The 14,922-nt window shown below is 69.4% G+C and carries 13 protein-coding genes; 2 read left to right on the forward strand and 11 right to left on the reverse strand.

Features of this window, described 5'->3' with window-relative positions:
• Nucleotides 1-65 precede the first annotated feature (65 nt).
• Nucleotides 66-1,469 carry an acyl-CoA desaturase gene (locus W7U_RS09130; RefSeq protein ID WP_008257176.1) on the reverse strand — a complete coding sequence of 468 codons (1,404 nt, stop codon included), beginning with the start codon at nucleotides 1,467-1,469 and terminating at the stop codon, nucleotides 66-68.
• A 16-nt stretch (nucleotides 1,470-1,485) separates the two neighbouring features.
• Entirely contained in the window at nucleotides 1,486-2,583 is a 1,098-nt protein-coding gene (locus tag W7U_RS09135) for a ferredoxin reductase (protein ID WP_008257179.1), read from the reverse strand.
• Nucleotides 2,584-2,732: 149 nt separating this feature from the next.
• On the opposite strand from W7U_RS09135, the gene W7U_RS09140 reads away from it, so the two are divergent.
• A complete protein-coding gene (locus W7U_RS09140; RefSeq protein ID WP_008257181.1) occupies nucleotides 2,733-3,620 on the forward strand; it encodes a DMT family transporter in 888 nt (295 codons plus the stop codon).
• Nucleotide 3,621: 1 nt separating this feature from the next.
• Here the strand turns inward: W7U_RS09140 and fadD1 are convergent, their stop codons facing one another.
• Genes fadD1 through W7U_RS09180 form a run of 8 tightly spaced genes read right to left on the reverse strand, consistent with a single transcriptional unit; the run spans nucleotide 3,622 to nucleotide 11,756 of the window.
• Nucleotides 3,622-5,241 carry a fatty-acid--CoA ligase FadD1 gene (gene fadD1, locus W7U_RS09145; protein WP_008257182.1) on the reverse strand — a complete coding sequence of 540 codons (1,620 nt, stop codon included), beginning with the start codon at nucleotides 5,239-5,241 and terminating at the stop codon, nucleotides 3,622-3,624.
• A 21-nt stretch (nucleotides 5,242-5,262) separates the two neighbouring features.
• Nucleotides 5,263-6,858 carry an NAD(P)/FAD-dependent oxidoreductase gene (locus W7U_RS09150; RefSeq protein WP_008257185.1) on the reverse strand — a complete coding sequence of 532 codons (1,596 nt, stop codon included), beginning with the start codon at nucleotides 6,856-6,858 and terminating at the stop codon, nucleotides 5,263-5,265.
• The gene (locus W7U_RS09155; protein WP_008257187.1) at nucleotides 6,855-7,265 is read right to left on the reverse strand and encodes an OB-fold domain-containing protein; all 411 of its coding nucleotides are present in this window, start codon (nucleotides 7,263-7,265) and stop codon (nucleotides 6,855-6,857) included. Before W7U_RS09155 ends, W7U_RS09150 begins: the two co-directional genes overlap by 4 nt.
• 2 nt (nucleotides 7,266-7,267) lie before the next feature.
• Entirely contained in the window at nucleotides 7,268-8,470 is a 1,203-nt protein-coding gene (locus W7U_RS09160) for a thiolase family protein (RefSeq protein WP_008257189.1), read from the reverse strand.
• Entirely contained in the window at nucleotides 8,467-8,922 is a 456-nt protein-coding gene (locus tag W7U_RS09165; protein ID WP_008257192.1) for a MaoC/PaaZ C-terminal domain-containing protein, read from the reverse strand. Before W7U_RS09165 ends, W7U_RS09160 begins: the two co-directional genes overlap by 4 nt.
• Nucleotides 8,923-8,929: 7 nt before the next feature.
• A complete protein-coding gene (locus W7U_RS09170) occupies nucleotides 8,930-9,430 on the reverse strand; it encodes a MaoC family dehydratase N-terminal domain-containing protein (RefSeq protein ID WP_008257194.1) in 501 nt (166 codons plus the stop codon).
• On the reverse strand, nucleotides 9,423-10,556 hold the full coding sequence (locus W7U_RS09175; protein WP_008257196.1) for an acyl-CoA dehydrogenase family protein: 1,134 nt from the start codon (nucleotides 10,554-10,556) through the stop codon (nucleotides 9,423-9,425). Before W7U_RS09175 ends, W7U_RS09170 begins: the two co-directional genes overlap by 8 nt.
• 21 nt (nucleotides 10,557-10,577) lie before the next feature.
• Nucleotides 10,578-11,756 (reverse strand): acyl-CoA dehydrogenase family protein, encoded by a 1,179-nt coding sequence (locus W7U_RS09180; RefSeq protein WP_008257198.1) that lies wholly within the window; start codon nucleotides 11,754-11,756, stop codon nucleotides 10,578-10,580.
• Nucleotides 11,757-12,009: 253 nt separating this feature from the next.
• On the opposite strand from W7U_RS09180, the gene W7U_RS26440 reads away from it, so the two are divergent.
• Nucleotides 12,010-12,174: a hypothetical protein gene (locus W7U_RS26440; RefSeq protein ID WP_008257199.1), complete on the forward strand. Its 165-nt coding sequence runs from the start codon at nucleotides 12,010-12,012 to the stop codon at nucleotides 12,172-12,174.
• A gap of 11 nt (nucleotides 12,175-12,185) precedes the next feature.
• On the opposite strand, the gene W7U_RS09185 is transcribed toward W7U_RS26440, so the two are convergent.
• Nucleotides 12,186-14,882, reverse strand: a complete 2,697-nt coding sequence (locus W7U_RS09185; protein ID WP_170320567.1) for an FHA domain-containing protein — start codon at nucleotides 14,880-14,882, stop codon at nucleotides 12,186-12,188.
• Nucleotides 14,883-14,922 lie beyond the last annotated feature (40 nt).

Here is a 14,922-nt window from a genome sequence, read left to right on the forward strand (position 1 = left end):
CGAGGGTCCGGCGATAGCGGTTCATTTCGCAGATCCTCGCCGGGCGGCGCGAACCGAGGGTGCGGTCAGTCGTTGCCGCGCGGTGGCGGCTGCACCGCCACGCCGCCGGGCTCGTGTTCGGGGCCCGCGGCCGGGTGTTCGGCCGGGACGCGTTCCCGGAAGCGGGCGCCCTCGCTGGGTCGCTGCATCCCCGGACGGTCGGCCGCGCTTCGGTACGGTCCGGGTTTGCGCCGCGGCTTCCCGCCGGGAAAGGCCAATCGAAAGATGGTGCGGTGCACCATCAACCACTGCTTCGAGAAGCGGCCGGAGTTGTACGGCAGTTCGTAGCGTTCGCAGATGTCTTTGACCTTCGGCGCGATCTCCGAGTAGCGGCTGCTCGGCATGTCGGGATAGAGGTGGTGTTCCACCTGGTAGCCGAGGTTGCCGCTGATGACATGGAACAGCGGGCTGCCTTCGATGTTGGCGGCGCCGACCAGTTGGCGCACATACCACCCGCCGCGCGTCTCGTTCTCGACCTCTTCGGGGGTGAAAGTATAGGTCTGGTCGGGAAAATGGCCGCAGAAGATGATGGCGTGCGCCCACACATTGCGGATGACGTTGGCCAGCGCGTCGGCGCCCAGGGTCCGCAGATAGGTGCTTTCCACCCCCGGCAGGACCTTGTCCAGCAGATCCGCCGCCGAGCCCAGGCGACCGCCACCTGCCCTGCGCAGCGCTTTGCCCACGCGCGACCGTGGGGGCTGATCGAGCCTGCCGCGTGCGGCCAGCTGAACGAGCGCGAAGGCGCCGGCGCTGATCAACGGCCAGCCGAGGTAGTCCTTGATGACCTGCGCGCGCGCCTTTCCGCTGATGCCGCGCAGGTCCTTGCGCACCTCCGACCAGGGCTTCTCGCGGCGCCGAATGGCCTCGATGTCCATGTCGTGGATCGCCACGCCCCACTCGAACAGCAGCGTCAGCAACAGGTTGGAGATCGGCTGGAACAGGTACCGCGGGGCCCACTTCTGCGCGGGATCGATGCGCAGGAGTTCGTAGCCGAGGTCTTTGTCTTTGCCGAGGATGTTGGTGTAGGTGTGGTGGATGTAGTTGTGGGAATGCTTCCACGCCTCGGCGGTCGAGGCGGTGTCCCAATCCCACACGGAGGAATGGATATCGGGATCGTTCATCCAATCCCATTGGCCGTGCATCACATTGTGGCCGATCTCCATGTTCTCCAGGATCTTGGCCATTCCCAGGCAGGCGGTTCCCAGGATCCACGCGGTTTTCGAACGCGACCCCAGCAGCAGGATGCGGCCGGCCACCACGATCTGTCGCTGTACCGAAATGACCGTCTTGATGTAGCGCCGATCCCGCTCGCCCAGATCGGCGAACACCTCGTCATGGATCGCATCGAGTTCCTTGGCGAGTTTTTCGAGCTCTTGTTCGCTCAGGCGCTCAAGGGGGCTTTTCATCGTCTTTTCCGCGACGGAGGTCACCGGCCGCTCCTTTCGATCACAGTGCGAGTGTCACGTCGCCTTCGGCGGAGTTGATGCAGATTCGGACGTCCTGTTCGGTGGGCTCGATGACGTCACCCGAGCGCAGGTCACGCAGCCTGCCCGACTTCAGGGTCCCGACGCAGGTGTGGCAGATGCCGATTCGGCAGCCGTGGGCCAGATTGAGGCCGGCCTTCTCCCCCGCCTCCAAAATCGAGGTGCCGCCGTCACATTCGACGGACTTCTCGCTGTCGAGAAAGCACACCGTGCCGCCCTCTCCGGCGTTGGCGTCGCCACCGATCTTGGGCTGGAACCGTTCGAAGTGCAGCCGTTCGCGGTCGGCGTTGCCTTCCCAGTGCTCGATCAGCGCGTCGAGCATGTCGCCGGGACCCGAGCTGAACGTCTCGCGTTCGCGCCAGTCCGGGCAGGCGTCATCCAGGTCGTCCGGCTTGAGCCTGCCGCGCTCGGAGGTCAGGCGCAGATCCAGCCGCATGCCGGGGTGCCGGCGGTCGAGGTCTTCGAGGACGGACAGGAACATCACCTGCTCGCGGGTTCGCGCGGAGTGAATGACCACGACGTCACCGAACGCGTCGCGATGGTCGAGGCTGCGCAGCATGCTGATCACCGGGGTGATGCCGCTCCCGGCGCTGATGAACAGCAGCTTGGGCGGCAGCGGATCGGGCAGGGTGAAGACGCCTTCGATCTCGCCGAGCCGGACCAAATCCCCGGGCTGGATCCGTTGCACCAGATACGGCGACACCACACCCCCGTCCACCTTCTTGGGCGTCACGCTGATCAGCCCGTCTTCGGGCGCCGGATCCGACGTCAGCGAATACGCGCGCCAGTGGTAGACCCCGTCGATGACCACGCCGAGCCGCACGTACTGCCCGGGCCGGTGACCAGGCCATTCATAACCCGGCCTGATCAGGACGCTGGCCGCTTCCGTGCCCTGCGGCTCGACACGCTCGACCTTTCCGCGTAGCTCCTTGGTGGTCCACAGCGGATTGATCATCTCCAGGTAGTCGTCGGGCTGTAGCGGGCTGAACAATCGCCGCACCGCGCGCAGGAACAGCCGACGCCCGCGTGGGACGTGGGGCCGGGCACCGCGTTCAGCCATAACAACGGAGTACACACTTGTACACCGACTCAAACCGCCAATCTGAAACTGCTTGGGACACATGGTTACACATACGCAAAATGCGCATATCGACATCGCCTATCCGTTCACCATTGCGTGTTGGGCGGGGTCGGCGCCCCGCGCGGCTAGTGTCGGTGGGTGTGTTGATCGGCTTTCTCCTCGCGTTGGGCTGCTCGCTCTGTTACGGCACCGCGACCGTGTTGCAAGCGGCGGGGACGCGATCGGTGGAAGCGGGCAGCGGCTCGGGCGTCGACGCCGTGCTGCTGCTGCGGGCCGTCCGGCAGTGGCGTTACCTGGTCGGGATCGGCCTCGACGTCGTCGGGTTTCTCCTTCAGGTGGCCGCGCTGCGGCTGGTTCCGATCTACGTCGTCGCCGCGGCGCTGGCCGCCTCGATCGCCGTCACCGGGGTCGTCGCCGCGTGGGTGTTGTCGGCCCGGCTGTCGCCGGTCGAGTGGTGCGCCGTTGGCGTGGTCTGCGCCAGCCTCGTCGCCCTCGCAGTGGCCGCCGGGCCCGGGCACTTTCGACACGCCCCGGCCGGGCTCGGCTGGGCGCTCCTGGGCGTGGTGGCCGCGGTACTCATCGCCGGTTTCGCCGCCGGGCGTCTGCCCGACCGCGCGCGAGCGCTCGCGTTGGGGCTGGGCGCCGGGACGGGCTTCGGCGTCGTCGAGGTCGGTGTGCGCCTGATCGACGTGATCGATCCGACCACGCGGTCGTTCTACACCAACCCCGCCCTGTACGCGGCGGCCGCGGGTGGCGCCGCCGGATTTCTGTTGCTCACCTCGGCTCTGCATCGCGGATCCGTGACCACGGCGGTCGCGGGCATGGTCGTCGGGGAAACCCTCGCCCCGGCGTTCGTGGGGGTGGCGTGGTTGGGTGATACGGCGCGCGACGGGCTCGGTGGGCTGGTGATCGCGGGATTCGCCGTCGCGGTGGCGGCGACGCTGGTGCTGGCGCGGTTCGGGGAAGCGCCGGCGCCCAGCGAGGCCGGTGGGGCCGACGCTGTCTCGGGCCGCTGATTCAGGCGCCGGCGATGGTGGATGCCGAACGGCCGTCGGCGTTTTCGTCGGCCGCAGCGTAGGTGGTGCCGCGGGCGGGCCGCGTCCACAACACACCGCCCTGCGCGCTGGGGCCCGCGGCGATGAGCGCGCGTTTGAGGATCTTGTTGGTCGCGGTCGCGGGCAGCTGGTCGTTGATGCGCACGTAGCGCGGCCACGCCTTGGGCGACAGATCGGGTTGCGACGCCAGGAATCTCTCGAAATCGTCCGACGTCAGTTCCGCCCCGGCGCGCGGCACGATCGCGGCCATCACCTGGTCGCCGACTTGGTCGTCGGGCACGGCGTAGACGGCGACCTGGCTGATGCCGGGCATCCGCGCCAGGATCCGCTCGATCGGTGCGGCGGCCAAGTTCTCGCCGTCCACCCGCATCCAATCGGAGGTCCGGCCGGCCAGGTAGATCCAACCGTCGGCGTCCCGGTAGGCCAGATCGCCCGACCAGTACATGCCGTGGCGCATGCGCTCGGCCGTGGCGCCCGGATCGTTGTAGTAGCCGGCGAACGGTCCCGCGCCCTGGGTGTTGACGAGTTCGCCGACGGCCTCATCGAAGTTGGTCAGCGCCCCGTGCGCGTCGAACGTCGCGACGTCACATTCGGTCAGTGTCGTCGAATTGTAGATGCTCACCCCGGGGTAAGGCTTGCCGATGGAACCGGGCGGGGTTCCATCTTCTCGGACCACGATCACCGCGAACTCGCTGGAGCCGAAGCTGTCCACCACCCGGCAACCGAAACGCCTTGCGAATTCGGCGATATCGCGATCGGTCGCCTCGTTGCCGAAGGCCACCCGCAGGGTGTTCTCGGCGTCGTCGGGACGCTCCGGGGTGGACAGGATCAACGCCAGGGGCTTGCCGACGTAGTTCAGGTAGGTCACGCGGTAGCGGCGCACGTCCTCGAGGAACCGCGACGGCGAAAACTTGGCCGGGACCATGGTGGCGCCGCAGCCGATGGCCACCGCCCACCCCGCGGCGACGCCGTTGGAATGAAACAGCGGCATCGCCAGGTAACACACGTCGGCGGCGGTGACGTCGTACTGGAAGATCAGGCTGGCGCCGCACATGATGGCCATCCCGTGCGCGAACCGGACCACCTTGGGGTCACCGCTCGTCCCCGAGGTGAAGATCATCATGAACGTGTCCGCGGCGGCGACCTCGCGGTGCGGGGTCAGCGGTGGCGCCGCGGTCACCGCCTCGGCGTAACTCGCCCCGTCCACGTCGAAAACCTGAATTCCGTTGAGATCCAGGCCCTCCAGCAGGGGCAGGTGATCGCGGTCGACCAGCAGGATCTGGCAGTCCGAGCGCCGGATGTCGGCGAGCAGCGCGGGTCCGCGGCGGGTCGTGTTGAGCCCGCACAGCACGTAGCCGCCCAGCGCGGCCGCGGCCATCGCCCGCAGCATGGCCGGTGAATTGCCCAGTGCGGCACCGACATGCAGCGGCCGGGTGGGGTCGGCGCGCGAGATCAGGGCAGCCGCTTCGGCCTCGGCTTCGGCGAGGTGCTCGCGCCAGGTCCACGTCTTCTCGCCGTGGGCGATCGCGGGGGTGTCCTCGTGCCTGCGCTGCCGCAACAGCTGCTGAACCGTCTCCGGCACCGTCTCACTTCCTCCGTGCTGTCATCGGGTCGTCATCACCAACCCGGCATAGTCGCGGGCCGCCACGTCGTCGCAGTGCCGACGGTAGGTACCGAACCCGCCGATGTAGGGCATGAAGACACGCTTCTTGCCCTCGATGTTGGCGCCCAGGTACCACGACGATGCCGCCCGGGGAAACAGCGTCTGCTCGGCCGCTTCGGCCACCTGCTCGGTCCAGGCGACGGCGGCGTCACGGCTCGGTTCGACCTCGCTGACGCCGCGCCGCCGCGCGGCCCGCACCAGCTCGATGACCCAGTCGACCTGAACCTCGGCGTGCAGCACCATGTTCGCCAACACCGACGGGCTACCCGGCCCGCTGATCGTGAACAGGTTCGGCAGGCCCGGCACCATCAGGCCGAGGAAGGTGAGGGGGCCATCGGACCAGATTTCGCGCAGCCGCTCCCCCCGCGGCCCGCGCGGGTTGATCCGCGTCAACGCCCCGGTCATGGCGTCGAACCCGGTCGCGAACACCAGCACATCGCAGGGGTACGTCGCCGCGGGGGTCCGCACGGCATCGGCGGTGATCGCCTCGATGGGCTCGCGACGCAGGTTCACCAGCCGCACGTTGTCGCGGTTGAAGGTGGCGTAGTAGCCGTCGTCGGTGCAGATCCGTTTGGTTCCGATCGGGTGGTCGACCGGGATCAGGTCGGTTGCGACCGCGGGATCGGTGACGATTTCCCGGATCCGCTCCTCGGCGAACTTCCTGGCGACCTCGTTGGCCAACGCGTTGCGGGTCTGGTCGGGGAAGGTCTTCGCGAAAAGAACCCCGCCCTCGCGCCAACGCTCCCACAACGCCGCCGTCCGCTCCTCGGGGTCGGCGTCGACGGCGTTCTTGTGGTAGCTGCCGTGCGGCGTGCCCGCCGACGCGTAGGCCGAGGCGCGGCGCCGCTCGGGGTACTGCTCCTGGATCTGCCGCTGTTCGTCGGCCGACCACGGCCGGTTGGGCATCGGGATGGTGTAGTTCGCGGATCGCTGGAATACGACCAGGTTTTCGGCCCGCGAAGCGATGATCGGCGCGACCTGGATCCCCGACGATCCCGTGCCGATGAGCCCCACCCGCTTGCCGCGCAGATCGGGATCCTCGCGCGGCCAGGCGGCGGTGAAATACACCGCTCCCGAAAAGTCTTGCACGCCCGGGATATCGGGCCGGTTGACCGCCGACAGGCAACCGGTGGCGCACAGGAGGAACTGCGCCGCATGGCTTTGTCCGGTCGCGGTGTCGACCTGCCAACGCCCACCCTCGAAGGCCGCGCCGACGACGTCGACGCCGAACCGGTAGTGGCGGCGCAGGTCGAAGCGGTCGGCGACGTGCCGAAGGTAGGCCAGGATCTCCGGTTGGGCGGCGAAGCGTTCGCTCCACTGCCAGTCGCGCTGCAGCTCCTCGTCGAAAGAGTAGGAGTAGTCCACACTTTCGACATCACAACGCGCGCCCGGATAGCGGTTCCAGTACCAGGTGCCGCCCACGTCGGGCGCCGCCTCGAGGGCCGTCACCGACAGCCCCGCCGAGGCGGCTCGGTGCACGGCGTACAGCCCGGCGAACCCGGCACCGATGACGATGGCGTCGCTCATTTCGGTCATGCGGGCCGATACCTCAGCAACGTGATCCCGTCTTCGAGATCGCAGAACACCGGCTCCACCCGCATCCCGACCCGGATGTCGCCCGGATCTACGTCGACCAGCTCGGTACTGAATTTCGGCCCGGCGTCCCACTGCACCACCGCGAGCAGCTGCGGCAGCGCGTCGGCCCACGGCGGACCGGTCGGCCGGCGGGCGATCGTGAAGGTGTACAGCGTTGCGGCGCCGTCGATCTCACGCCATTCCAAATCGTCGGCCAGGGTCCCCGGGGCCAGCGTGCGCGGGTAGAACACGTGCCGCCGAAGAGACGGCGAGTACTGCACCAGGATCCGGTGCTGGGCCAGGCCGTCCCAGAACGGCCGGGAGACCGGCGTGGGCTCGGGGACGAGCGCATCGTCGCGGCGGATCATCGCTAATCCCCCCGCAGGAGCAGCGCGACCTGCTCGCTCATGATGCCGCCGTTACCGGTCACGAACGCGGTGTGACAGTCGGTCACCTGCGCGTCGCCGGCGCGTCCCATGACCTGCCGCGCGCCGTCGACCACGTGGTGCATGCCGCCGGCCATTCCCGCCTGACCGAAGGACAGTTGGCCGCCGGCGGTGTTCAGCGGGAACTCCCCGCGATGGGTCAGATCGTGTTCGTTGATCCACGACATGCCTTTGCCTTTCGCGCAGAATCCGGCGTCTTCCAGGCTCATCAGCACCGTGATGGTGTAGCAATCGTAGATCGACGCGACGTCGACGTCGGACCGGGACAGCCCGGCCATCGCGAACGCCCGTTCGGCGGCGCGGGCGATGGGTGTGGACAGCAGGTCCTCGGCGTAGGTGGGGGTCTTGAAGGCGATGTGTTCGCCGAAGCCGGTGATCCATACCGGACGATGGCGGGCGCGCCGCGCGATGTCGGCGTTGGCGATCAACACCGCCGCTCCCCCGTGCACGCGCATCACCGTTTCCAGCATGTGGATGGGGTCGGCGATCATCGGGCTGTCCAGCACGTCGTTCACCGTGATGGGGGTGCCATGGAAGACGGCGCCGGGGTGGGCGCACGCGTTGGTGCGTTGGTCGACGGCGATCTTGGCGACCGCGGCGGGGTCGTAACCGTATTCGGCCGCGTACCGCTGGGCGATCTGCGCGTAGGGCGCGTTTTGGCCCACGTTGCCGTAGGGGATCTCGAACTCGGCCTGCGGCGAGCCGTAGTTGTTCGAGGACGCCCCATACCAATTCGGCTCCGGCGCGGGCCGCCGCTCAGACCGGGGCACGGCCGCCGACCCGGGTACCACGGCCAGGGCGGCCTCGCAGACGCCGAGTTCGACGGCCGCCGCGGCCCGCCACACCATGCCGGCCGAGGTCGCCCCGCCCAAGTCGACCCGCTCACCGAAATCCAGTGCCAGGCCCAGGTATTCGCACAGGGTGGCCGGGGCGAACATGGCCGACTCGGCGATGCCGTGGGTCAGCAGGCCGTTGACACGACCCGGATCGACACCGGCGTCCTCGATCACCATCTTCGCCAGCCGGGCGTACTGGTCGAGGGTGAACATCGCGGGGCGGGTGGGGCGCCGTTCGGCCGGCAACTCGGCGATGCCGACGATCGCGGCCTCTCCCCGCAGCCCGCTCATGCCCGGGTCTCCCGCAGCGGCAGCGCGACGGTGGCGGTGCCCGGCATCAGCACCGTGTCGCCGCGCCGACCGGCGATATCCAGATCCACCAGTCCGTAGCCCCCAAACCCATTGTCGCCCAGGCGTTTGCCGGTGACCTCGCCACCGAAACTGAGCGCCTCACCGGGATAGGCGATCGCCCGGTTCTGCACCGAGAACGTCACCAGCCTGCCCCGCCCGCCGACCCAGTCCCCGAGGGCGCGGGCCAGCAGCGCCGCCTGCAGCGGACCGTGCACCAACACGTTGTCGTATCCCTCGGTGTCGCGGGCCCACTGTTTGTCGTAGTGGATGCGGTGACCGTTGTACGTGGCGGCCGAAAAGAAGAACATCTGGGTCTCGTCGACGGTCACCGTCAGCGCGGGGATGCGATCGCCCACGGCGATGTCGTCATAGAACACTTGCTGGTCGGTCACGATGCTCCTAGGGGCGGGCGATCATCGACGTCGACGCTTCGGCCAGCAGGTCGCGATCCTGGTTGCGGTACACCGTGTGCCAGGTGACGAGGACGAATCTGCCGGAGCGGCCCCGCTTTTCGACGATCGAGGAGATGGTGCGGACCATGTCGATTTCGTCGCGGTGGTAGGCCGGCAGGTGAAAGGTGAAGCTCTCCCCGCCGGCCATCCGCTTGGGGGCGCGGGGAAACGCGAGGCTGCCGGAGACCGCGCCGGAGGATCCGTCGGGGCGCAGCGACTCCAGCCGCGACACCCCGAGGACCGCGTACTGCAGGTACAGCGGCGGGCAGATGATGTCGCGAAAGCCGTTGGCGCGGGCGTACTCCGGATCGAAATACAACGGGTTGTCCTCGCCGACCGCGGCCGCCCACCGTTGCCAATCGCGCCGGTTCACCTCGCCGGTCGCCGAGGCGGCGACCGTGCCCACCCGCGACGCCGACTCGGCGTCGATCAAGCTGTCCTCACTCACCGGCGCTCCCTTCTCCCATGGTCTCCCGAAGCCACGACGCCGCGACGTCGGCGCCGCCGCCGAGCGTCGCACCGAGGCGGGCCCGCTCGCTCCACAGATGCAGGTCCGTCTCGGTGACATAGCCCATCCCGCCGTGCAGCTGATGGGCGTCGAGCGTGATCAGCCGGGCCGCGGTTGCCGCGTGCATGCGGGCGATGGCGGTCTCCCTGCTCGCGGTGCGGCCGCGCCCCAGCCAGAACACCGCCGCGTGCGCCGCCAATCGCGCGGCCGCCAGGGCGATGTGCATGTCGGCGATCAGATGCTGGGCCGCCTGAAACGAGGCGATGGGCCGGCCGAACTGGTGACGCAGCTTGGTGTAGTCGACGGTGCGGTCCAGCACGGCCTGGCCGACCCCGACCAGGTCGAGTGATCCCAGCGCCACCGCGGTGTTGGCCAGCCGGCGCAATCCCGGCACGGTGACGCCGTCGAGCACGGCGTCACCGGCCACGACCGCGTCGTCGAAGCGCACGGTGAACGCCCGGTGCCCGCCGACCATGTCGAGCGGCTCGACGGTCACACCGCCGCCGTGCGCGTCGACGAGGAAGACCAGCGGGCGTTCGGCTCCGCCCCGCGACGAGGCGGCCGATACCACGATGAGATCGGCGACATCGGCGTCGGCGACGTAATCCGCGGTTCCGTTGAGCCGCCACCGATTCGGATCGGGATCGGCGCGCAGCGCAGGGGCGACGAGCGCGGCGTCGCGGGCGTTCCAGAGGGCGGTGGTGGCGCGGACGCTGCCGCACGCGAGCGGGGGCAGCCAAGCGGCCTTGGCCTCCGGGGAGCCGAGCTGGTCGACGGCGAGGGCGGCGTGCACGGTGCTGTGCACGGTCGTCGGGCACAGGGCGCGGCCGGCTTCGGTGTAGAACACGGCCAGGTCGTCGAGTGAGCCACCGGCACCGCCGTACTCCGCGGCGACGGCCAGCCCGAAGACCCCCGCGTCGGCCACCGCCTTCCACAGCGCCGGTGTGCGCCGGTCCGCGCCGGGCTCGTCGAGGGCGCGCACCTGGCTGACCGGGTTCTCGGCGGCCAGCAGGGCGCGTAGCGCCGCGGCGAACTCACGCTGCTCGGCGGACGGGATCGTCTTCATCGGTGGTGTGCGAGGCTTCGGTCAGCGTCCATAGGAGGGCATCCCGTGCCCGCGCTGGGCGATGATGTCGCGAAGCACCTCATTGGTGCCCCCGCCGAAGCGCATCAGCGGGGCGGCCCGGTAGAGCCGCTCGAATTTGCCGGCCAGCGGGGCCTGTTCGCTGCGGTGGGCCAACAAGCCGTCCGGGCCGAGGAGATCGAGCGCCAGGGCGGCGATGCGCTGGCGCAGCTCGCTGGTGAACACCTTCTCGACGCTCACCTCGACGGTCGGAATGACGCCGCTGTCGAGGATCGAGGCCGCCTCGTAGCCCATCAGCGTGGCCACCGCGACGTCGGCTTCGGCCTGCGCCAGCCGGCGGCGAAGCGACGGGTCGTCGGCGGGCACCGTCCCGTCGCGGCGCGGACTGCGCGAAAGTTCGTGCAATTCCTCGACGGCGCGGCGCAGGTCTCCGGCGTTGGTCAGCGCGCCGCGCTCGAGGTCGAGCGCGCCGGTGATGTAGGTCCAGCCGCGGTTGACCTCGCCGACGAGGTTGGTGGCCGGCACCCGCACGTCGCGGAATGCCACCTCGTTGGTGCGGTAGCCCGACCACGCGTAGAGCGGGCGGATCTCGACGCCGGGGCTGTCGATCGGCACGATGATGACCGAGATGCCGCGGTGGCGCGCGGTCGTCGGATCGGTACGGACGCAGAGCCATTCGTGCGTGGCCCGCTGCGCGCCGCTGTTCCAGATCTTGGTCCCGTTGATCACCCATTCCTCGCCGTCGCGGGTCGCGGTGGTCCGCAGGCTCGCCAGGTCGGTCCCGGCCTCGGGCTCGGAATAGCCGACCGCGCAGATCATTTCGCCCCGGGCGATCGGGGGCAGCCACTCGCTCTTGTTCCGCTCGGTGCCGTGACGCATGATCATCGGCGCCACCGACGTGACGGTCAGGTCGGGTCCGGGCACGCCCCAGTACTCGAATTCGCTCATCAACAGGTGCAGGTGAATGGCGCCCAGGCCCAACCCCCCGTACTCGCGCGGCCAGTTCAGCCCGAACCAGCCCTTGGCGCCGATCTTGCGGCGGAACCGCGCCACCTCGCCGTCGAGAATCTCCAAGTCGTGCTCGGCCAGCTCGGCGCGCAATGCGGGGGTGACGTTCTCGTGCAGAAATTCGCGGACCTCGGCCAGCCAGGCGCGCTGCCCGGCGTCGAGTTCGAAATCCATTCCGGCGCCTATGCCTTTCTCGGAGCGTCGATGCCGTTACACCGAGCAGCGCCAGCGTAACGCCGCCGCGAGTTCGCGCGTGGCATTCTGCCGCGCATCGGTCGAGAACGGCCGGGGTCGCACGGTAAAACCGCTGTCAAACTCCCGTTAAAACCCGTCGACGCTCTGGCGGATTCGGCCGCGGGCTGCGAAGATTTTCGGATCGGTTGGTCAACGCGGACCAGGCCCTCTGCCCCAGCCCGAGGGAGAAATCATGCCCACTGTTGAGACGCGCCTCCGCGAGGACTTGCGCAACTACGCCGTCGAATTGAGACAACTGGCGTACACCCTTCCCCTGGGCGTAGGCGAGCACAATCTTCTGCAACTGTCCGACCGGATGCGCGCCGCGGCCGACCAAGTGGTCCGCAAGGGCGCCTGACGCGCGAGCGATCAGCCGCCCTTGAGGCGGATCTTCCAGCGCACGAAACCCAGATAGACGGCGCTGATGAGCGCCAGCATGCCGACGTCGAACCACCACCTGGCCGGCGTGTGCTGCCAGTGCGAGTCCTTCGGGGTCAGCGGCCCGGGCACCAGCTTGGTCAGCTCGGCGGTGGACGCCGACGCCGCGAATCCCCACCGGGCGGGCGTGGCCCAGGCCATCTGATCCAGCCCCACCCGGCCGGTCACCGGGATCATCCCGCCGGAGAACACCAGCTGTGACATCACGGCCCCCACCAGCAGGGGCATGATCTGCTCGTTGGACTTGGCGACGGCCGACAGCGCGAGCCCCAGCATGGCGGAGGCCACGCACGTCAGCGCGACGTCGACGAACAACTCGAGGCCGGGCTTGCCCAACGCCACCGCGCCCTGGGTCGGCGCGCCCTTGCCCAGCACCGCGATGATGGTCACGATCGCCGACTGGACGATCGCGAAGACCGTGTACACGCACACCTTGGCCAGCAGGTACGCCGACGTCGACAGGCCAACCGCCTGCTCGCGCAGGAAGATCGCGCGTTCCCCGATGAGGTCGCGGATGGTCAGCGCGGTACCCATGAACACCGCGCCGACGTTCAGCAGCACCAGGATCTGACCCGGCTCGTTGGGCGCGGCGCCCATCGGGTTCGGAATGCCGAAGCCGACATCGCCGGGCACCGACATCGACAGCGAACCCATGATGAACGGCAGCAGCGCCAGGAACACGAAATAGCCGCGATCCGAGACGATCAGCCGCATCTGGCGCCGGGCGATGGTGGAGAACTGCCGGAACAGGCTGGTGTGTGAGGGGTCGCCGAGTTCGGCGGGTTTCTCCGCCGGCGGCGGCGCCGGGGGCGGGCCCGTCCGCGCCAGGTAGCGCTCCCGGGAGCCGTCGGGGTCGTTGGCGACGGTGCTGAAGATGTCGGCCCAGTTGGTGGTGCCCATGGCGGGACCGATCTGGCCGGGCGGCCCGCAGAACGCCGTCTTGCCGCCGGGGGCGAGCAGCAAAACCTGATCGCAGACGTCGAGGTAGGTCAGCGAGTGGGTGACGACGAGCACCACCCGGCCGGCGTCGGCCAGCTGCCGCAGCATGGTCATCACCTGCCGGTCCAGCGCCGGATCCAGGCCCGACGTCGGCTCATCGAGGATCAGCAGCGACGGCCCGGTGAGCAACTCCAGTGCCACCGACGCGCGCTTGCGCTGGCCGCCGGAGAGCTTGTCGACCCGCGTGTGCAGGTGCTGGGTCATCTCGAGTTCCTCGAGTACCCGGGCCACCACCTGGGCGCGGTCGTCCTTGGTGGTGTCCGGCGGCAGGCGCAGCTCGGCGGCGTACATCAACGCCTGCTGCACGGTCAGCTGGCCGTGCACGACGTCGTCCTGCGGCACCATCCCGATCCGGCTGCGCAACGAGGCGTACTCGGCGTGGACGTTGTGGCCCTCGAACGCCACCGTGCCGGTGCTCGGGTGCGTGTACCCGGCGACCAGCCGGGCGAACGTCGATTTGCCGGCGCCGGACGGCCCGATGATCGCGGTCAGCGTCCCGGGCAGGGCGGTCAGCGAGATGTTGTCCAGCAGCGTCTTGTTGTTCTCGATCGTCCAGGTCACCCCGCGCACGTCGAGGCCGCCGGTGCGCGTCGCGGTGGCGGTCTGGTCGCGTCGGGCCAGGGTGCCGCCGGCGAAGACCAGGTCGATGTTGCCGATCGTGACGACGTCACCGTCGTGCAGCACGGCCGAATCGACGCGGGCGCCGTTGACGAAGGTGCCGTTGATGCTGCGGTTGTCGTGGATCTCGGTGCCGCCCGGCGCCGGGATCAGCGTGGCGTGGTGGCGTGACGCCAGGACCTCGGGGATGACGATGTCGTTGTCGTTGGCGCGGCCGATCGTGATCGCGCCCGGCGTGGACTCCAGCCCGGCCCTGCCCGGCCGCAGGATCTTCATCATCGACGTGGCGATGTTCGACGAGTCGCCGCCGATGCGGCCCGTCTGGGACGCCGCCGGTTGCGCGGTGGTGGGCGGGGCCGCGTGCACCGCCGACGGCGCCCGGTAGATCTGCGGTGCGGGCTGGGGCGCGCTGGGCGGCGCGGCCAGGGGGCCGCTGGTCGGGAAGCGGGTCTGTGGGCCCGACGGATGGCTCGGGGTCGGGCCGCTGGGCGGCTGGCTCGCGAGGGGTCCGCTCGGTGAGTGGCTGGGCTGCGTGGCGGTGGGCGGATGCGCCGGGTGGCGGAACGAGGCAGACGCCGGCTGCTGAGGCTGGGCGGAAGTTTGCGTGCCGCTCGGGCTCTGCGGCGCTCCCTCGAGGGGCGCGCCGGGCGTGCTGACGATGGGTATCGACGTCGTCAGCGGCGGCCGCCCGGCCGAACCCTGGTGGCGGCCGACCTCGAAGGTCAGCGCCGGGCCGTCGGGATTGCCGACGTTGACGCGCATGCCGTCCTGGATGTCGATGACCGGGACGCGGCGGTTGTTCGCGTACAGACCGTTGAGGCTGCCGTTGTCGACCGCGACCCATCGGCCCTGGTCGTACCGCACGATCAGATGGGTGCGGGAGATCAGGGGGTGGGCGACGCGGACGTCCGCGCGAAGGTCACGCCCGATCACGACGTCGTTGCCTGCCGCGAAGGTGCGCTCGGCTCCCTCGTACCGCACGGTCAGCGCAGGCGGGGCTGGTGGGCTCATCAGGACCAACTGTAACGGCAGCGCCGCGAGTTGGGCACCC

This window comes from Mycobacterium sp. H4Y (assembly GCF_000364405.1).
GTDB classification, from domain to species: Bacteria; Actinomycetota; Actinomycetes; order Mycobacteriales; family Mycobacteriaceae; genus Mycobacterium; species Mycobacterium intracellulare.